The 19112-nt window shown below is 39.5% G+C and carries 15 protein-coding genes; all 15 read left to right on the forward strand.

The features are described 5' to 3' along the window. Positions 1 to 2172: a 1,3-beta-galactosyl-N-acetylhexosamine phosphorylase gene (gene gnpA, locus ASU02_RS22695; RefSeq protein WP_057767706.1), complete on the forward strand. Its 2172-nt coding sequence runs from the start codon at positions 1 to 3 to the stop codon at positions 2170 to 2172. Beyond that, a complete protein-coding gene (locus ASU02_RS26750; RefSeq protein ID WP_165571510.1) occupies positions 2162 to 2329 on the forward strand; it encodes a DUF6903 family protein in 168 nt (55 codons plus the stop codon). Before gnpA ends, ASU02_RS26750 begins: the two co-directional genes overlap by 11 nt. Before the next feature lie 729 nt (positions 2330 to 3058). Further along, entirely contained in the window at positions 3059 to 3790 is a 732-nt protein-coding gene (locus ASU02_RS27280; RefSeq protein ID WP_057767707.1) for a GntR family transcriptional regulator, read from the forward strand. 400 nt (positions 3791 to 4190) lie between these two features. Next, the gene (locus ASU02_RS22705; RefSeq protein WP_057767708.1) at positions 4191 to 5240 is read left to right on the forward strand and encodes a LacI family DNA-binding transcriptional regulator; all 1050 of its coding nucleotides are present in this window, start codon (positions 4191 to 4193) and stop codon (positions 5238 to 5240) included. An 84-nt stretch (positions 5241 to 5324) separates the two neighbouring features. Continuing rightward, the gene (locus ASU02_RS22710; RefSeq protein ID WP_057767709.1) at positions 5325 to 6608 is read left to right on the forward strand and encodes a Gfo/Idh/MocA family protein; all 1284 of its coding nucleotides are present in this window, start codon (positions 5325 to 5327) and stop codon (positions 6606 to 6608) included. A gap of 79 nt (positions 6609 to 6687) precedes the next feature. Continuing rightward, positions 6688 to 7932, forward strand: a complete 1245-nt coding sequence (locus ASU02_RS22715) for an ABC transporter substrate-binding protein (RefSeq protein ID WP_057767710.1) — start codon at positions 6688 to 6690, stop codon at positions 7930 to 7932. Positions 7933 to 8041: 109 nt separating this feature from the next. Beyond that, positions 8042 to 8938, forward strand: a complete 897-nt coding sequence (locus ASU02_RS22720; RefSeq protein ID WP_057767720.1) for a carbohydrate ABC transporter permease — start codon at positions 8042 to 8044, stop codon at positions 8936 to 8938. 89 nt (positions 8939 to 9027) lie between these two features. Next, positions 9028 to 9786: a carbohydrate ABC transporter permease gene (locus tag ASU02_RS22725; RefSeq protein WP_082631910.1), complete on the forward strand. Its 759-nt coding sequence runs from the start codon at positions 9028 to 9030 to the stop codon at positions 9784 to 9786. Positions 9787 to 10067: 281 nt separating this feature from the next. Next, on the forward strand, positions 10068 to 10937 hold the full coding sequence (locus ASU02_RS22730; RefSeq protein ID WP_057767712.1) for an ROK family protein: 870 nt from the start codon (positions 10068 to 10070) through the stop codon (positions 10935 to 10937). Between the two features lie 15 nt (positions 10938 to 10952). Beyond that, positions 10953 to 12119, forward strand: a complete 1167-nt coding sequence (gene agaS, locus ASU02_RS22735) for an SIS domain-containing protein (protein WP_057767713.1) — start codon at positions 10953 to 10955, stop codon at positions 12117 to 12119. Between the two features lie 45 nt (positions 12120 to 12164). Next, entirely contained in the window at positions 12165 to 13313 is a 1149-nt protein-coding gene (gene nagA / locus ASU02_RS22740) for an N-acetylglucosamine-6-phosphate deacetylase (RefSeq protein WP_057767714.1), read from the forward strand. A 27-nt stretch (positions 13314 to 13340) separates the two neighbouring features. After that, positions 13341 to 14276 carry a tagatose-6-phosphate kinase gene (gene lacC / locus ASU02_RS22745; RefSeq protein WP_057767715.1) on the forward strand — a complete coding sequence of 312 codons (936 nt, stop codon included), beginning with the start codon at positions 13341 to 13343 and terminating at the stop codon, positions 14274 to 14276. Positions 14277 to 14291: 15 nt separating this feature from the next. After that, complete coding sequence (lacD, locus tag ASU02_RS22750) at positions 14292 to 15275, forward strand: tagatose-bisphosphate aldolase (protein ID WP_057767716.1); 984 nt, start codon at positions 14292 to 14294, stop codon at positions 15273 to 15275. A 46-nt stretch (positions 15276 to 15321) separates the two neighbouring features. Further along, positions 15322 to 16815 carry a UDP-glucose--hexose-1-phosphate uridylyltransferase gene (gene galT / locus ASU02_RS22755; protein WP_198317482.1) on the forward strand — a complete coding sequence of 498 codons (1494 nt, stop codon included), beginning with the start codon at positions 15322 to 15324 and terminating at the stop codon, positions 16813 to 16815. Positions 16816 to 16987: 172 nt separating this feature from the next. Then, positions 16988 to 18400 carry a SpoVR family protein gene (locus ASU02_RS22760; RefSeq protein WP_057767718.1) on the forward strand — a complete coding sequence of 471 codons (1413 nt, stop codon included), beginning with the start codon at positions 16988 to 16990 and terminating at the stop codon, positions 18398 to 18400. Positions 18401 to 19112 lie beyond the last annotated feature (712 nt).

A 19112-nucleotide genomic window follows, 5' to 3' on the forward strand; every position in this document is an offset into this window, starting at 1 on the left:
ATGAATAAGAATAAAGGACGGGTAACCCTGCCAAGTGAAGAAAACTTTTTAAAGGAAACAAAGGAATTGATGGAGCGCTGGGGAGCAGATGCGATTCGTGATAGTGATGGAACCAAGCTGGATTCAGCTATTAAACAATTAAATGCGAAGATCTATACGACTTATTTTGTTGCACGGGGACAAAATGAGTTTGCTAAGAACCATATGGATGAATGCCAGCAGCTTTATTTGATGAGCTTATTTCATACAGCAACTGCAGAACAACTGGAAATTGATTTTATGAAAGGTTATTTTGAAGAACAATTGCAGCCAGATTATCTCCATGATCCTAAGAAGTATTGGGAGATTATTGACCGGACAACCGGAAATGTCGTTGATGTGAAGGATTGGGAAGTCAATGAAGAGATGAATCGGGTCATTATTACGAAGGCGATTCCTTGGCATGAATACACGGTATCCTTTCTGGTATTTGCGATTTGGGACCCTACCCAAATGTACAATCATATCACAAACAATTGGGGAGAGAAGGAGCATGATATCCCCTTCGATGTTAGGCAGCCGCATTCCAATGAATTTATGCAAACCTACTTAAAACAATGGCTGACTGAAAACCCGGAAACAGATGTTGTTCGATTTACCACCTTTTTTTATCACTTTACTCTGGTGTTTAATAATCTTGGCAAAGAAAAATTTGTTGATTGGTTTGGGTATGGGGCTAGTGTTTCAGTTGCAGCCATGGAAGCTTTTGAAAAGGAAAAAGGCTATCGTTTAAGACCTGAAGACATTGTTGACCAAGGATATTACAACACTTCATTCCGAATTCCAACACCAGCCTTTTTAGATTTTATGGATTTTGTCCAAAAGTTTGTTGCTGAAGAAGCAAAGAAACTTGTGGATATTGTTCATGATAGCGGCAAAGAAGCGATGATGTTCCTAGGCGATAACTGGATAGGGACAGAGCCGTATGGGGAATATTTTGAAAATATCGGCTTAGATGCAGTCGTTGGCAGTGTGGGTGGTGGTGCTACATTACGAATGATAGCTGATATTCCACATGTCCGTTATACGGAAGGACGCTTCTTGCCATATTTCTTCCCAGACACCTTTTATGAAGGGAATAACCCAGTGATTGAAGCAAATGAAAACTGGCTGACAGCCCGAAGAGCGATTCTGCGGAACCCTGTGGACCGTATCGGCTACGGCGGGTATTTGAGCCTAGCTTATCAATTCCCTGAATTTGTTACCTATATTGAAAAAGTGACAGATGAATTCCGTGAAATATATGACACAATCAAAGGAGTTAAACCATACTGCGGTCTTAAAGTCGCCATTCTGAATTCATGGGGCAAGCTCCGAACGTGGCAGACGCATATGGTCGCCCATGCTTTATGGTATAAACAAATATATTCCTATTTAGGTGTATTGGAGTCTTTGAGCGGAGCTGCAGTGGAGGTTACATTCATAAGTTTTGATGATATCATCAATGATGGAATACCTGATGATATTGATGTGATTATAAATGCCGGCGATGCGGATACGGCTTTTTCAGGAGGGGCTCATTGGATTAATGAAAAGGTAGTCACAACCATTAAAGCTTGGATCTATAATGGCGGCGGCTTTATTGGGATCGGAGAGCCAACTGCGTATCAGCATGAAGGGCATTATTTCCAATTGGCGAGTGTCTTAGGCGTTGATAAAGAACGAGGATTCAGTTTATCAACAGATAAATATTTTGTCACTCCTGTTGAAAACCACTTTATTTCAGCTGAAAGCACCGTATTCGATTTCGGTGAGGGAATGAAAAATGTGTATGCATTAACAGAGGAAACCGAAATAATTGAGTACTCAAATGGAGAAGTTCATCTTTCCAGTCATCCTTTTGGAGAAGGAAGAGCGATCTATATGGCAGGCTTGCCATATAGTGAAGAAAATACGCGTCTATTGATGAGAGCGTTATATTATGCAGCACATAAAGAGAAAGAATTCGAAAAATGGCATGTAAGCAATATGTATTGTGAGATCCATGTCTATCCATCCATTCAGAAAATGGCTATTGTCAATAATACGATGAAGGAACAAACAACGTTTGTGTATGACGAGCAAGGCAATAAGAAGGAAGTAATATTAGCCCCGAGTGAAATCAGATGGGAGAGTTTTTCAAATGAAGGCTAATGCTTTAGTCATAATAAAAATAGTAGTTTTTATTAGCTGTCTTACACTGATAGTTATTGGTCAAAAGACAGCAGGAAAGCTCGAGCTGGGAATGATGTTAATAGGATTAACTGGCCTTTTAGCACTGCTCTATGATTACAATCGAAAATATATTTAAAGAGGGTAAAACTTTATTGAGGTGATTTAACACTTCAATAAAGTTTTATTTTTTTTAAGAGTTTCAGAATTTATAACTTAGGAGTTTGAGAATTGTCTAGCTTCGGCGGCTAGGGGCTCGAGGTCATAAGCCAATCTGGCTAGAAGGTTAAAGAACAACCTTCCATCCAGCTCGTCTTATGCTTGTCGCCCCTGGGCAAGCCGCCTCTGCATTTCGTGATGTCTAGCTACAGCGCCTATCGCCAACCAAACTTCAGGTCCCCTCCCTGCGATAAGTCGACATCGGTTCGCTCTTGCTCACCGTGTTTCCTTTATCTCAGTCGCGGTCCTTCCAGTTTGTACGACGATGATCGAGGCGCTTCCGCATTTCGTGATGTCTAGCTTCGGCGGCTAGGGGCTGGAGGTCATAAGCCAACTCGTCAAGAAGGCTAAAGTGCAGCCTACCTGCCGATTCGACTTATGCTTGTCGCCCCTGGGCAAACCGCTTCTGCATTTCGGATTGTCTAGCTGCAGCACCTACCGCCTACCAAACTTCAGGTCCCCTCCCTACGATAAGTCGTCATCAATTCACTATCGCTCATTGTGTCTCCTTTATCGAAAGAACCGGCCCTTCCAGTTTGTACGGCGATGACAGAGGTGCTTCCGCATTTCTTTTACTTGTTGGGTTGACACGATAAGTGTCAATGATATAATTTGTTAGAAGAAATGGTTGGAAGGTAGGCATGTGATAATGGAACCATTGCAATATGATAGTGTCATCCCGCTTTATCACCAATTAATGGAGAGATTAAAGGGTGCGATTCAGAAGGGGCATTGGACACATGGGGATAAAATCCCCTCAGAGAATCAGCTGATGGATCAATTTAGTGTAAGCCGGAATACGGCAAAGAAAGCGATTGAAGAGCTAGTGCAAGAAGGCATCCTTTATCGTGTTCAAGGAAAAGGAACCTTTGTGGCAAAGCCAAAATTGCAGCAGTCATTAATGGGATTTTATAGTTTTAGCAAAGTTTTAAAAGAAAAAGGGATGAACCCAAAGGATATCATTCTAAAAATAGAGGAAACGAAACCAACGGCAAAAATAAGAGAAGCGCTGATGCTGGAAAAAAACGATTATGTGATAGAAATGAAACGTCTTCGCTGCGCAAATAATGAGCCGTATATTTTGGAATCATCTTTCATTCCGAAAAGCGTGGTTTCTACGATCGACCAACTGAAAAATGTTGGGGAAATTTCCTTATATGATTTATTTGCACAACAATTCAATATTGTAGTAACGAGGGCAAAAGAGGCGTTTGAACCTGTTTTGATACGTCCGGAAGAAAGTGAGTATCTTCAGACAGAGGTGGGCAGTCCAGCCCTATTGCTTGAACGAACTGCCTATGATAGGAATGGAACACCTGTTGAATTTTGTCTTTCCATTGTACGAGGCGACCGATGCCGCTTTTACACAGAATTAACATAAATGATTGCTCATAGCGTTTTGGCTATGAGTATTTTTTATTCTTGCTTTAAAAATGTCCTGGAAAATAGGGGTTATTGTAAAGGTGAAAAAAATATCAGATTATTTTTTTAGTTGTTGGGTTGACAGGTTAAGAGTGAGAAGTTTATATTTATATTACTTATAATTTTCTGTTAACATTATAATGCCCCATCTTAGAAAACAGAAAATATGAGGCTATTTTTTCGCTTGTGTTGTACCTACAACCCAACCTCTATTCGGGCAATAGATTCATAGGATGCATGGAAATAGAACAGCTCTTAATAAATTTACAATATTCAAAAGATCTTTCTTATAAGGGATGAAAATTTGGTATCCTAGTAAAGAAGGATCATCAGTACATAATTTAAGAGGTGTTTTATCAGTGACAAGATTAAAGGATATAGCGGAACATGTAGGTGTTTCTATCTCTACTGTTTCGAGAGTCATTCAAAATGATCAGACTCGAAATGTTAATCAGGAAACAAAAGCAAAAATTTGGGAAGCTGTTAAGGAGCTAGGGTATGTACCAAATAAGCATGCGAGAAATTTAGTTGCTAACAAGAAAGAGAAAAGCAGCATACGGACAATGAAAATAGGCTGGGTAGCCAACCCAATACAGGCGGAAATGAACCCTTATTTTGCAACGATTTATACAGGTATTCGTGATGCCTTAGCCAAAAATGATTACAGCTTGGTTAGTATTACTAAGGATGAGCTTGAAAATGAGACACTGCTTCTAAAGACCATTCATGAGCTGGGAATTGAAGGACTGCTTCTTATCGATCAGATTGATTGCAGTATTATCGAATATATTCAACAAACGATTCCTCTAGTAGGATTAGACTTTTTTTACACGGATAAAAATATTGCGACCGTAGATTATGATCGTGAGGCAGCAGTCAAAATGGCTGTACAGTATTTAGTAAAGCAAGGTCATAAAGAAATTGGCTTTATTGGTGGAGGAATGAATGAAACGCTGGAAGGTCTTTATGCTGAACACCGTTTCAAAGGCTTTCAACAGGGCATGGAAGAGGCTGGCCTTGCCATTCGACCCGAATGGATTATACATACAAAGTGGAAAATGGAAAATAGCTATGAGAAAATGGGGACTTTGATTAAAGAACAGCCACTGCATTTGCCAACAGCTATGGTATGTGCAAGTGACTTAATGGCGATCGCTGCGATGAGGGCAGCTAGAGAGAATGAACTTAGAATTCCAGATGATATCGCTTTCTTCGGTGTTGATAATATTGAAATGAGCAACTATTCATCTCCACAGCTGTCAACGGTTGATATCCCAAAATATGAAATGGGAAGAATGGCAGCGAAAACAATAATGGAAATGGTGGAAGGGAAAATTACTCTTCCTATAAAAATGATATTGCCTTTTGAATTAGTCCTTCGGGAGTCATCTAACATAAAACGAACCTAAATGGTTCTTTTTTTAAAAGCTGTTGGAAAACGTTTGGCTAAAAAGAGGAAAACATCAGGAAAATGAAGGTGAGGAGATCTTAATATGAAACCATTAACAGCAATTATCATCGGAGCTGGTGATAGAGGTGTAAGAGCGTATGCGCCATTCGCGCAGAATTACCCAAATGAACTAAAAATCATCGGGGTTGCAGAGCCTAATATGGAAAGAAGAACTAAATTACAGCAAACACATAATATTTCCAAAGAATTTTGTTTTGAATCTTGGGAAGAAGTATTCAATCAAGAAAGAAAAGTTGCAGATATTGCGATTATTTGTACACTTGACCGCAATCACTTTAAGCCAACGATGAAAGCGCTAGAACAGGGGTATCATGTGCTGCTGGAAAAGCCAATGTCGCCAGACCCTCTGGAGTGCATTGCAATGGAACAAGCAGCGAAAAAATATAATCGCAAGCTTACAATATGCCATGTTTTGAGGTATACAGAATTTTGGGCAACGATAAAAAAAGTGATTTCATCAGGAGAAATCGGGGAGGTAGTATCCCTTCAGCTTAATGAAAATGTAGAAGTGATGCATATGTCTCATAGCTTTGTACGAGGCAATTGGAATAATAAAGAAAAATCAAGTCCGATGATTTTGCAAAAGTCCTGTCATGATATGGATATTATTTCTTTTGTAATTGGCAAGGAATGCAAGCGTGTAAGTTCTTATGGCTCCCTTATGCATTTTAGGGAAGAGAATGCACCAATTGGAGCACCGAAGAGATGCTTAGATGGCTGTCCAGTTGAACATGAATGCCCTTATCATGCTGGCAGATATTATCTTGGTGAAGGAAAAGGGTGGGCAAAGAAATTTACGGAGGATTATACAAATGAAGGAATTATTAAAGCATTAAATGAAACACCATACGGAAAATGTGTGTACCGCTCAGATAATAATGTGGTCGATCATCAAGTTGTCAACATGGAATTCGAGGGTGGAGCAACAGCTACATTCAGCATGTGCGGATTCACAAGAGAGCAGACGCGGATTGTTCAAATCATGGGAACAAAAGGCGAAATCCGCGGAAATATGGAGGAAAACAAACTATCCATTTTTGATTTTCTCACTAAACATGAAACAATCATCAAATTTGACAATCCAATTGGCGGACATGGAGGTGGTGATAATGGCATTATGAGAACTTTCTTAAGAGAAGTTCGAAATGGAAGCAAGGAGGGCGATGTTTCTTCAGCATCCGCTTCAGTAAGAAGCCATTTAATGGCATTTGCAGCTGAAGAGTCAAGATTAAAACAAGGACAGTCCATTAATATTGACGATTATTATGCTAGTTTAGCAGCTGATTCCACAAGTTATGTCAATTGAGCTCCATCCATAATGTGTAAATGTTTTGAAGAACTCAATTTATGAGTCTATTAAACTACAAATGAAAGAAGGGGAAAAGATGAAAAAGTGGCTATTGATGTTTGTAACTGTAATTATTGGATTCATCGTGTTAGCTGGGTGCAGCAAGGATGATGCTGCATCTAGTGATGGGAAGGTCGAAATTACATATGGATTTTGGGATAAGAAACAAGTCCCTGCCATTGATGAAATTATCAAATTGTTCAACGAAAAAAATCCTGACATTAAAGTGAAAACAGAGATTACTCCTTACGGTCAATATTTCCAAAAGCTAGAAACAGCTGCAACAGGCTCTGCATTGCCTGATGTCATGTGGATGAATGGGGCTCATGTGAATCAATATGCTGATGGAAAAGTAATCCTTCCGCTTACAGATCTTGCCCAAAAAGATAATTATAGCCTAGATAATTACCCTGAATCATTAATTAAACTTTATACAGTGAATGAAGACATTTACGGGATTCCAAAAGACTTGGATACAACAGGCTTATGGTATAACAAAAAGATTTTTGATGAAGCTGGCGTGCCATACCCTGATGAAACATGGGATTGGGATAAGTTAAAAGAGGTAGCAAAAAAATTAACAAATAAAGACAAAGGAATTTGGGGTTATGCAGCTTTAATGGGAAACCAAGGAGGCTATTATGATTTCATCTGGCAAAACGAGGGATATGTTATTTCTGAGGATGGGAAATCTGTCGGATTTGATCAGCCCGAGGCGATAGAAGCACTTAAGTACAATGTTAGTTTCATAGAGGAGGGTTTATCACCAACTCAAGCGCAGATGACAGAAACGGCAGCTTCTGAATTATTCTCATCTGGCAAAATTGCGATGATGTTTGATGGCCCATGGATGGTCCCTGAGTATAAAAAGAATCCTGATGTAGATGTGGCAGTTGTTCCTAAGGGAAAGCAGCGTGCAGTTGCTATTCATGGACTAGCTAATGTTATTGCTGCAAATACAAAACATAAGGATGCCGCATGGAAGTTTGTTCAATTTCTAGGCTCTAAAGAGGCAGCAGAGGTATTTGCTAAAACTGGAACAGTTATTCCTGCATACAATGGTACACAAGATGCTTGGATACAAGCTGTTCCAACGATAAATCTTCAAGCCTTTATTGATGGAATCGATTATTCTTTTCCTTTGCCTAGTGTGAAAAGCACAGGGGAGATTTGGCAATATGAAATTGATGTGCTTAAGAAAGCCTGGAGTGAGGAAGTAAGTGTGGAAGAAGCGGTGGAAGAGCTAACGAAAAAGGCAAATGAGGCACTAGCTAATGAATAAAGAAATGAAGAGAAGAAACTAATTCTTCTCTTCACTTTCCTTAAAAGGAGGGAATACAGTGAAAGGAATTCCTCAACAAGTAGAAGTGAAAGCGAATACAAAGGTGAAGATGTCTAACTTAGCAAATACTAGGAAACGATCAGATTATTTTTGGGCCTATCTGATGATCGCCCCCACGATGCTTGGATTGATGATCTTTTATTTATGGCCGATTCTCCAAACCTTTTATTATAGTTTTACTGAATGGGGGGCTTTTGGTCAGTATGAGTGGACAGGCTTAGATAATTATAAGCGAATGATTGAGGATACAAACCTTATTAAGTCGTTTAAGAATACGGGGATTTATATTATTTTTACTGTTCCAATTGGCATTTTCTTATCTATTCTAATAGCGGTGCTACTGAATCAGAAAATTAAAGGCAAATCTATTTATCGAACCTTATATTTCTTGCCAGTGATTACGATGCCGGCTGCCATCGCCATGGTGTGGAAATGGCTTTATAACTCTGATTATGGACTGCTAAACTATCTTTTATCATTAATTGGAATCAAGGGCCCGCAATGGGTAAGCGATCCTAAGATTGCATTATATTCACTTATTGCAGTAGCAATCTGGAGTGGAATTGGATATAACATGGTTATTTTTCTTTCTGGATTACAGGGAATTCCGAAAACATATTATGAGGCAGCGGAAATGGATGGAGCTGGCCCCATTCGGGTATTTTTTAAAATTACATTGCCACTTCTCTCCCCAGTCATTTTCTTTGTGAGTATCATGTCATTAATTGGTGCTTTTCAAGTATTTGATTTGATTTTTATGATGATTGGGAAGAGCAGTACCGCATTGGAAAATACACAATCGATTGTTTATTTATTCTATCAGCATGCGTTTGTATTGAACGATAAGGGCTATGCAGCTGCCATTGCTGTTCTTTTATTAGTCGTTATTCTGATTATCACAGCTATACAATTTGTCTTACAGAAAAAATGGGTTCATTATGATTGAGGGAGGGAGAACCATTGGAAAGAGCGAGACAGCTTGTAACAAGTAAGACATTTTTAATTCATTTCATCCTAATAGTAGGATCTATCGCAATGGTTGTACCCTTTTTATGGATGATCTTAACCTCATTAAAGACGTACGCAGAATCTATTCATGTTCCACCTGTTATTTTTCCGGAGAAATTTCAATGGGGGAACTATAAAGAAATTTTTGAATTGCTGCCGTTTTTCAAGTTTATGTTAAACACGCTTATTATTACGATTGTACGGACAGTAGGACAAGTATTCTTATGCTCGCTAGCCGCCTATGCCTTCGCTCGGATTGAATTTCCGGGCAGAAACTTCTTATTCTTATTAGCGTTAGCAGTATTAATGGTGCCAGGACAAGTATTTTTACTGCCTCAATATATGATCATGGTTAAACTTGGATGGCTGAATACATTGCAAGCGGTTATCGTTCCTGGTTTGTTTAGTGCATTTGGTACATTCCTGCTAAGACAATTCTTTATGGGACTTCCAAAAGAACTGGAAGAGGCTGCAAGACTTGATGGCTGCAACCATTTCCAGATTTATTGGAAGATTATGCTACCGCTAGCGAAGCCAGGTTTGGTTGCTTTAGGGATTTTCACTACTCTTTGGAGCTGGAATGAATTGATGTGGCCAATGATTGTGAATAGTTCACCAGAATCAATGACTCTTTCTGTCGGATTATCATCGCTTCAGGGACAATACTTAACCAACTATCCGATCCTAATGGCAGGCTCCTTTTTAGCGATACTCCCAATGCTTATCTTATTTATCATCTTGCAAAAGCAATTTATTGAAGGGATTGCTGTCACGGGAGGAAAGTAAGCAGATAAATATTTTGCTGTGTCGGGTTGACCCAACAAGTAGTAGTATTATAAAATTACATTGTAATATTTTTGAAGACTGACTTTCTTTTAGTGGTTTCATAGTGAAAGAAATTAAAAAAGACTCATAGTATACTGACTATGAGTTTTTATTAAGTATAACTTGTACCAACAACCCAACTTTAAATGTCAGGTAAAAAGCAAAAATTTGTGCATAAGTTGAGGTTCGGTGTAATAAGTGTTCCCAATGTAGAAGACGTCTTAGTTTTTAGGGGTGAAAAGATGAAAAGGGCTCTCGGTATTGATATAGGAGGGACAAAGATTGCTGCAGGAATTGTTTCAGAATCAGGTGAACTGCTGCGTCGTGTAGAGGTGGAAAGTGAACCTGCTGACCGTGAACGCATGTTTAAACAAGTAGCTATAGCTGCAGAACAGGCTCTTAAAGGGACATCACTTTCTGACTTGGCAGGCATCGGCGTTGGGGTACCTGGAAAAGTGGATCGCGAGAACGGCATTGCTATTTTTCAAAACAATCTGCCCTGGCAGCAGTTTCCGCTTACTGCAAGGCTTCAGAAGCATTTTGGCATAAAGTCAATTACCTTGGATAACGATGTCTATATGGCAGCTTTTGCTGAATGGAAAACTGGACAAGGAAGGACAAATGAAACATTTGTTTATGTGACGATCAGTACAGGCATTGCCTGTTCGATTATTCATCATGGGGACTTTATCAGAGGAGCTGGTTTTGCTGGGGAACTGGGGCTCATTCCAGTTCTGTCGAAGATGGGGAATGAACGGCTGGAAACAATCTCTGCCGGTCCTGGCATTCAGAAAATTGCTGGCATTCCAACAAAAGATGTCTTTAGTGGATATATAAATGGATCAGAGGAATTTCAATCAATTATTGGAGAAATGGCTAATCACTTGGCCCAAGGACTCTATTCCATTTCTAGCTTACTAGATCCGCATCGCATGGTCTTTGGCGGCAGTGTAATTGTGAATAATCCCTTTTTACTTGATTTAGTTAAAGAAAAATTGAAAATCTATCAGCTTCCCGAACAACAGCATCTTTTAGACATGATGAGCATTAGTACGCTAACACATAATAATGGCGTTATAGGTGCGGGATTACGGGTATTCGAAGATATATAAAGAGGAGTGTCGGAAATGTTTACGCTTAGTAAAGAAAAATTAACATCTTTAGGTGCATTCATTACTACTGAAGAAATCAAGCAGCAGCCTGAATTATGGGATGAAACATTTGCATTATATGAGCAGAAGAGGGAAGAAGTTCAAGCATTCTTGAAGAACATATTAGATAAACATGAAAGAATTCGTGTCATTTTCACTGGTGCTGGGACTTCTGCGTATGTTGGTGATACGGTTACCCCCTACTTAAAAGCGAAAGTGGATGAGCATAAATGGGAATTATTGAGTATTCCAACAACAACTTTAGTGTCCAATCCATATGAATTCTTTAAAGATGATTTTCCGACCTTGCTTGTTTCATTTGCACGAAGCGGGAATAGTCCTGAAAGTGTAGCAACAGTGGAATTAGCTAAACAACTTGTAACCAATCTTTATCAATTAACAATTACCTGTGCAAGTGGCGGAGAATTGGCTCTTAGAGCAAAAGGGGATGAAAATAATCTATTATTGCTTATGCCCGAAAGAGCGAATGACCAAGGGTTTGCCATGACTGGAAGTTACACATGCATGACATTATCAGCGCTGCTTGTCTTTGATACGTTAGCATGGGAAGAAAAAACGGAGATAGTTCAATCCATTCGTCAAATGGGTGAAAGTGTTATTCATAGAGAACAGGACATACAGCATATGATTGATCGTGATTTTGACCGAATTATTTACCTCGGTGCCGGCAGCTTAGAAGGTTTAGCAAAAGAAGCACAATTAAAAATTTTAGAACTAACAGCTGGAAAAGTTGTTACCGCATATGATTCGCCGCTAGGATTTCGTCATGGTCCTAAGTCTTTTGTCAATGAAAAAGCAGCAGCCTTTGTTTTCGTTTCAAATCATCCATATACACGTCAATATGACTTAGATATGTTAAATGAATTAAAGCATGATGAAATTGCCAACTATATCTGTGCCATTGAAGTGAAGGGCAAGACGAATTATGATGGGCACACTTTCGCATTTAATGAGAATGGCCAATCGATTCCAGATGCATACTTGGCATTGCCATATGTGATGGTGGGGCAAACGATCTCACTTTTGGCTTCTATTAAAGTAGGAAATACCCCTGACACACCTTCACCAACTGGAACGGTTAACCGTGTAGTGAAAGGCGTTACTATTCATAGATATGAATAATAGATTTGGCAGTCTAGAACTTTTTAATAGTTAGGGGAAATAAACATGTCTGCATTTATTTGTGCCGATCAGTTTTTTCTTGATGATCAAGTGGCAGGCCCAGGCTTCTTAGAAATTGAAAATGGGAAGTTTGGTGCTTTTACTGAAAAGAGACCGGATGCAGGAGCTGAAATCATCGATTATCGTGGACATTGGATTGCACCTGGTTTAGTAGACACACATATTCATGGCTTTAAAAATCACGATATTATGGATCATAACTTTGATGGATTGAACCAGATTTCAGAAGGTCTGTTATCCTGTGGTGTCACTTCCTTTTTGCCTACTACTTTAACATCCTCTCATGAATTATTAAATAATGTGGTTGAAATGATTGGAGCCAATTATGCGAAAGTGCAAGGGGCAAAAATTAAAGGAATCTTTTTGGAAGGGCCATTCTTTACAGAAAAGCATAAGGGGGCCCAGAATACAAAATACTTCCGTGACCCTTCAATTTCTGAACTGGAGATCTGGCAGGAACGATCGAATCAATTGATAAAAAAAATCGCGATTGCTGCTGAAAGAAAAGGGGCCTCAGAATTTATAGAATATGCAGTGAAAGAAAAGATTGCTGTTGCCCTAGCCCATAGTGATGCTACATATGAAGAAGCGAAGCATGCGGTCGATAAAGGGGCATCCATTTTTGTACATACCTTTAATGGGATGAGTGGTCTGCACCACCGCGAGCCTGGAATGGTTGGTGCTGCTATGAGCTTAAAAGATGTCTTTGCTGAAATTATCTGTGATGGGCACCATGTTCATCCAGTCGCTGCCAACATTTTAATGAATGCTCGTGGCAGAGATTCAATGGTTATGGTAACTGATTGTATGATGGCAGGCGGGATGCCTGAGGGAATGTATCAGCTAGGAGAATTTCCTGTTGAGGTTAAGGCCGGCGCTGCCCGTATGGAAGGCGGGAGCTTGGCAGGGAGTATTCTGCAATTAAAGGATGCGGTCAAAAATGTTGTCCAATGGGGAATTGCCACACCTTCAGAGGCCGTTTATATGGCAAGTACTATTCCGGCAAAAAGTGTTCATATTGATAGTGAATGCGGAAAGATAGCAAAAGGGTACGCTGCTGACTTTATCGTTTTGAATCCTTCAATGGATTTAATAGCGACTTATTTGAACGGTATCTGTCGTTATCAGGCTTAGCCTAATCAACGAGAAAGAGTGAGTGCAATGATTTTAGCTGTAACAATGAATCCTTCGGTTGATATTTCTTATCACGTTGATCCATTCAAGCTAGATGATGTCAATCGTGTGGAACATGTCAGCAAAACAGCAGGCGGCAAAGGCTTAAATGTTGCCAGAGTAATTGTACAAATGGGTGAGAACGTGTTAGCAACCGGTGTGCTGGGTGGCACGATTGGTGAATATATCATTCAAGAATTAAACAAAAATTCCATTCCCAATACCTTTTTAAAAATTGAAAAGGAATCAAGAAATTGTATCGCGATTCTTCATGGAGGCAAGCAAACAGAAATATTAGAAACAGGTCCAGCTTTATCTGAAGATGAAGGGAAAGCGTGTTTAGATAAATATGAAGAATTGCTGTCTTCCATATCACTTGTCACCATTTCAGGCAGTTTGCCGAAAGGCTTACCGGCTGATTTTTACTGCAACATGGTGGAGATCAGCAACAGAAGAGGCATACGAGTGATTCTGGATACTTCTGGGGAAGCATTGAAACAAGTGCTGCAGCAGGGTGAAAAGCCATTTGCTATTAAACCGAATACAGCAGAATTATCACAAATGCTTGGTATGGATGTGAATAATGATTCAAATAGTATTCAGCAAGCCTTGAAACAGGATATTTTCCAAGGAATTGAATGGATTATTGTCTCCATGGGCAGTGAGGGTGCCATCGTCAGACATCAGGCGGACTATTACCGGATTACGATCCCAAAACTAGATGTCATCAATCCTGTAGGATCTGGGGATGCGACCGTTGCGGGATTTGCGGTAGCCCTGACACGGGATAATCCTCCAGAAACTCTGCTGAAAACAGCGATGACGACTGGAATGTTAAATGCGATGGAAAGCGGAACTGGCTCTATTAATATGGAAAAGTTTGACCATTACTTTGATTTAGTTAAGGTAGAAAAAATAGATTGATAGAGGAGAATGATGATGGTGGAACTTACCACAAATAAATTGGAAGCACTAAAACGTATATCAGATGAAAATGGTGTAATAGGTGCATTAGCGATCGATCAGCGCGGATCTTTGAAAAAGATGATCGCTGCTTATTCGAATGAAATTGGTGATGCAGGAGTGACGGACTTTAAAAAGTTAATTTCTGAAGAATTAACTCCCTACTCCACATCTATTTTACTCGATCCTGAATATGGTTTACCTGCTGCAAAGGTTCGCGATAAAAATGCCGGCTTATTAGTGGCTTATGAAAAAACGGGCTATGATGCAGCAGACGAGGGACGTTTGCCGGATTTATTATCTGAATGGTCAGTAAAACGTTTGAAAGAAGCGGGCGCTGATGCGATCAAGTTCCTGCTTTATTATGATGTGGATCAGGCAGAGGAAATTAATGACTATAAACATGTTTATATGGAGCGAGTGGGGTCAGAGTGTGCAGCTGAAGACATTCCTTTTTTCTTAGAAATTGTTACATATGATGCAAAAATTGCTGATGCGAAGAGCAAAGAGTATGCAAAAGTGAAGCCACATAAAGTAATTGAAGCCATGAAGGAATTCTCCAAGCCACAGTATCATGTGGATGTGCTGAAAGTTGAGGTTCCTGTAGATATGAATTTTGTAGAAGGCTATGCAAAAGGCGAGGCTGTATATAGTCAAGAAGAAGCTGCATCCTATTTCAAAGAACAGAGTCAGGCAACCGAGCTTCCATTTATCTTCTTAAGTGCTGGTGTAAGTGCAAAGCTATTCCAAGAAACACTAACATTTGCTAAAAGTTCGGGATCTACTTTTAATGGGGTATTATGTGGACGTGCAACCTGGAAGGATGGCGTGGCCCCATTTGCTGCAGAGGGAGAAAAGGCAGGACGCGACTGGCTGCAGCATTCAGGAAAAAGAAATATAGAGGAACTAAATGCAGTATTAAGGAAGACTGCTAGTTCTTGGTTTGACAAAGTAAAGTAATTTTATGCGTGACTAGTAAAGTATGCTTCAGATAGAGGTGAAGAAATTGATTAATCAATGGGTTCAACAACTAATCAATCAAGCGTTTGCTGCCCATTTAATTGAGCAGGAAGATGTGATCTATGCCCGAAATCAAGTCTTATCACTTCTGCGTCTTGCTGAGTTCATAGATGAAAATGAAGATAGGGGAAATGACGATAATATCCCTGATTTACTTGAAAAAATAGTTGATTACGCTTGTGCTCATAGAATCATAGAAGATGTTTTTGATGAAAAGGAAATCTTCTCAAGCAAACTAATGAATGTCTTGATTGCACGTCCATCTGCCGTTAATCAAATTTTTTATGATAAATATGAGCAGAGTCCCATGTCTGCAACTGAGTATTTTTATGAATTAAGTAAAAATAGCCAATACATTCATATGAAGAGAATTCGTCAAAATATTGAATACAAGGTCGATACTGAATATGGAGAATTAGATATTACGATTAACTTATCGAAGCCAGAAAAAGATCCAAAAAGTATCGAGCTTGAACAAATGGCTAGAAATATGAACTACCCAAAATGCCTGCTTTGTATTGAGAATGAAGGATATGCGGGGAGAATTGGCCATCCTGCCCGCTCGAATCATCGGATGATTCGTTTGAAGTTGCTTGGGGACAGCTGGTATCTCCAATTTTCGCCATATGTTTATTATCAGGAGCATTGTATTGTGCTTTCTGAGAAGCATACCGATATGGTGATCAGTGCTGAGACGTTTTTACGGCTGTTAACCTTTGTGGAGAAGTTCCCCCACTATTTTTTAGGTTCGAATGCGGAGCTGCCGATTGTCGGCGGATCGATTTTATCCCATGAACATTACCAAGGGGGCCATTACGAATTTGCGATGGCTAAGGCAGATTCCGAGTGGACCTTTGAACTGACTAGGTTTCCAGATGTGGAATGTTCTATTGTCAAATGGCCGATGTCATTGATCCGTCTTCGTTCAAAGCAAATCCAATCTCTTGTTGAGGCAGGAGCCCATTTTTTAGAAAAATGGCGAAATTATAGTGATGAAGCATTAGAAATCATTGCGAGAACTGATGAGATTCCTCATAATACGATTACCCCTATTGCCAGAAAAAAAGGGAGCTTCTTTGAATTAGATATAGTTCTGCGAAACAATCGCACGAACGAAGATCATCCACTAGGGATTTTTCATCCTCACGAAGATGTTCATCATATAAAAAAGGAAAACATCGGTCTAATCGAAGTGATGGGGCTCGCCGTTTTACCTGCTCGTTTAAAAGAGGAACTTGAGGAAGTGAAAAAGTATATTCTTGGCGAAGTTCATATGGTTGCCGACTATCATAATGCATGGGCTGAAGAACTAAAGGGAGGTTACCAATCGATTGCCTCTGAAGCGGATATTGACTCATTTGTAAGTAAGGAAGTCGGGAAAAAGTTTTTAAAAGCACTAGAGGATGCCGCAGTTTTTAAGCGGGACGAAGAGGGAAGAGAAGGATTTCAACGTTTTATCAGCGCTTGTCAAAGTGACTAGGCATAGTATTTGATTATTAGCAGCTTGCCTCTGTTATTCATTCCGTATGGTGATGTTCTAGAGCATCTCCCTATGGGATTTTTTTTGTAATCCTTGGAAGATTAACCTTATAATACATCATTCCTGCCTTTTTCTCATAGATTGTGATAAGACGAAAAAGGGGGAGTAGTGAATGCGTGAAGACGAAAGGAAAGCACTGAATTATGCAATTCAGGAGATTACAGAAATTGCTACTGGCTTCGGACTCGATTTCTACCCTATGCGTTATGAAATTTGCCCTGCTGATATCATCTATACATTTGGTGCATATGGAATGCCAACACGCTTTTCTCACTGGAGCTTTGGCAAGCAGTTTCATAAAATGAAGCTCCACTATGATCTGGGGCTGTCAAAAATTTATGAGCTGGTCATTAATTCAAATCCTTGCTATGCATTCTTGCTCGATTCGAATGCGTTAATTCAGAATAAATTAATCGTCGCCCATGTTTTGGCCCATTGTGATTTCTTTAAAAATAATATGCGCTTTCAGAACACGAAACGGGATATGGTAGAAAGCATGGCTGCCACAGCAGAACGCATTAGACAATACGAAATTGAACATGGAAAAAAAGAAGTCGAAACGTTTCTTGATGCCGTTCTGGCAATTGAAGAGCATATTGATCCCTCCCTCATGAGACCGAAGCTAACATGGAATTTGAACGATGATGAATATGAGGAAGAAGAATCAATCGCCTCATCCCCTTATGATGATTTATGGAATCTGGATGAAAGAAATAAACCAAGAGCTGTCCGAAAAAGGAAAAAGAAATTTCCTCCACAGCCAGAAAAAGACTTGCTCTTATTCATTGAAAACTACAGCAGGGAATTATCTGATTGGCAGCGAGATATTTTAACGATGATGCGAGAAGAAATGCTGTATTTTTGGCCGCAGCTGGAAACAAAAATCATGAACGAGGGCTGGGCATCGTATTGGCATCAGCGGATTTTGCGTGAAATGGATTTAACAAGCGGAGAGGCATTGGAATTTGCAAAATTAAATGCTGGGGTTGTCCAGCCATCAAGAACAAGCATTAATCCATACTATCTTGGGTTAAAAATCTTCGAGGATATTGAAGAAAGATATGATAATCCGACTGAAGAAATGAAAAAACGAGGGGTGGAACCAGGATCTGGCCGTGAAAAAATGTTTGAAGTTCGTGAAATAGAATCAGACATCTCATTTTTGCGAAACTATTTAACAAAAGACCTTGTTATGCGTGAGGATATGTATTTGTTTCAGAAACAAGGCAAGGACTATAAAGTAGTTGATAAACAATGGGAAAATGTTCGTGATCAGCTAGTCAATATGCGTGTCAATGGCGGTTTCCCTTATTTAACAGTGAACGATGGCGACTACCTGAAAAATGGCGAGCTTTACTTAAAGCACTGGTTTGAAGGGATCGAACTAGACCTGAAATATTTGGAAAAGGTCCTGCCGTATGTCCAGCAGCTCTGGGGCAGAAGTGTCCATATGGAAACAATCGTTGAAGGGAAAAATATGCTGTTTACGTATGATGGGAAGAGTATTCATAGGAAGTATTTATAATTCCTCGATTGGATCGGTGCTAGCTTATGAATCTTGCGGATTTCGGTCATCACAAGAAGAGATCGAATATAATTTTAGCAGATTTAAGCCAAGTCCATTATTAAATGTAACTTAATCCTTTAAGTAGCTAAAATATGTTTGGCATTGTGGAACTGGAAGAGCATCCCCTTCCAGTTTCACAATAATTTATGTTTCCATTCGCGGATATTGAGTTCATAATTCCACAATTTTGCAAGGTTACGCGAATCAATGAGCTCGATTGAGTCCATATTTCCGCTATTTCACAGCGTCCTGGGAATCAATGAGCCCAATTGAGTTCATATTTCCATCAATTCGCAAAGTTAAGGGAATCAATGAGCCATATTGAGTTCAAAATTCCATCAGTTTGCATTGTTAAGGGAATCAATGAGCCAAATTGAGTTCAAAATTCCATCAGTTTGCATTGTTAAGGGAATCAATGGGCTATATTGAGTTCATAATTCCATTAGTTCGCAATGGTATGGGAATCAACGGGCCATATTGAGTCCATATTTCGATTAGTTCGCAATGGTATGGGAATCAACGGTCCATATTGAGTCCATATTTCCATCAGTTCGCATTGTTAAGGGAATCAATGAGAGTCAAGTCCGGATTAATGTGTAAAATCAAAAGCAATTGTTTTCAGCTTTACCTTTGAATATTCTCTATCCATACCCTTTCATTTTTTTTAGCG

This window comes from Cytobacillus praedii (assembly GCF_001439605.1).
In the GTDB taxonomy this organism is placed as follows: Bacteria; Bacillota; Bacilli; order Bacillales; family Cytobacillaceae; genus Cytobacillus; species Cytobacillus praedii.

What these genes read in the sequence shown, in the direction of transcription:
- ASU02_RS26750 (WP_165571510.1), top strand. Translation starts at nt 2,162, where the DNA reads ATGAAGGCTAATGCTTTAGTCATAATAAAAATAGTAGTTTTTATTAGC.
- nagA (WP_057767714.1), top strand. Translation starts at nt 12,165, where the DNA reads ATGTCTGCATTTATTTGTGCCGATCAGTTTTTTCTTGATGATCAAGTG.
- lacC (WP_057767715.1), top strand. Translation starts at nt 13,341, where the DNA reads ATGATTTTAGCTGTAACAATGAATCCTTCGGTTGATATTTCTTATCAC.
- ASU02_RS27280 (WP_057767707.1), top strand. Translation starts at nt 3,059, where the DNA reads ATGGAACCATTGCAATATGATAGTGTCATCCCGCTTTATCACCAATTA.
- gnpA (WP_057767706.1), top strand. Translation starts at nt 1, where the DNA reads ATGAATAAGAATAAAGGACGGGTAACCCTGCCAAGTGAAGAAAACTTT.
- ASU02_RS22720 (WP_057767720.1), top strand. Translation starts at nt 8,042, where the DNA reads ATGTCTAACTTAGCAAATACTAGGAAACGATCAGATTATTTTTGGGCC.
- lacD (WP_057767716.1), top strand. Translation starts at nt 14,292, where the DNA reads ATGGTGGAACTTACCACAAATAAATTGGAAGCACTAAAACGTATATCA.
- ASU02_RS22710 (WP_057767709.1), top strand. Translation starts at nt 5,325, where the DNA reads ATGAAACCATTAACAGCAATTATCATCGGAGCTGGTGATAGAGGTGTA.
- ASU02_RS22725 (WP_082631910.1), top strand. Translation starts at nt 9,028, where the DNA reads ATGGTTGTACCCTTTTTATGGATGATCTTAACCTCATTAAAGACGTAC.
- ASU02_RS22760 (WP_057767718.1), top strand. Translation starts at nt 16,988, where the DNA reads ATGCGTGAAGACGAAAGGAAAGCACTGAATTATGCAATTCAGGAGATT.
- agaS (WP_057767713.1), top strand. Translation starts at nt 10,953, where the DNA reads ATGTTTACGCTTAGTAAAGAAAAATTAACATCTTTAGGTGCATTCATT.
- ASU02_RS22715 (WP_057767710.1), top strand. Translation starts at nt 6,688, where the DNA reads ATGAAAAAGTGGCTATTGATGTTTGTAACTGTAATTATTGGATTCATC.
- ASU02_RS22730 (WP_057767712.1), top strand. Translation starts at nt 10,068, where the DNA reads ATGAAAAGGGCTCTCGGTATTGATATAGGAGGGACAAAGATTGCTGCA.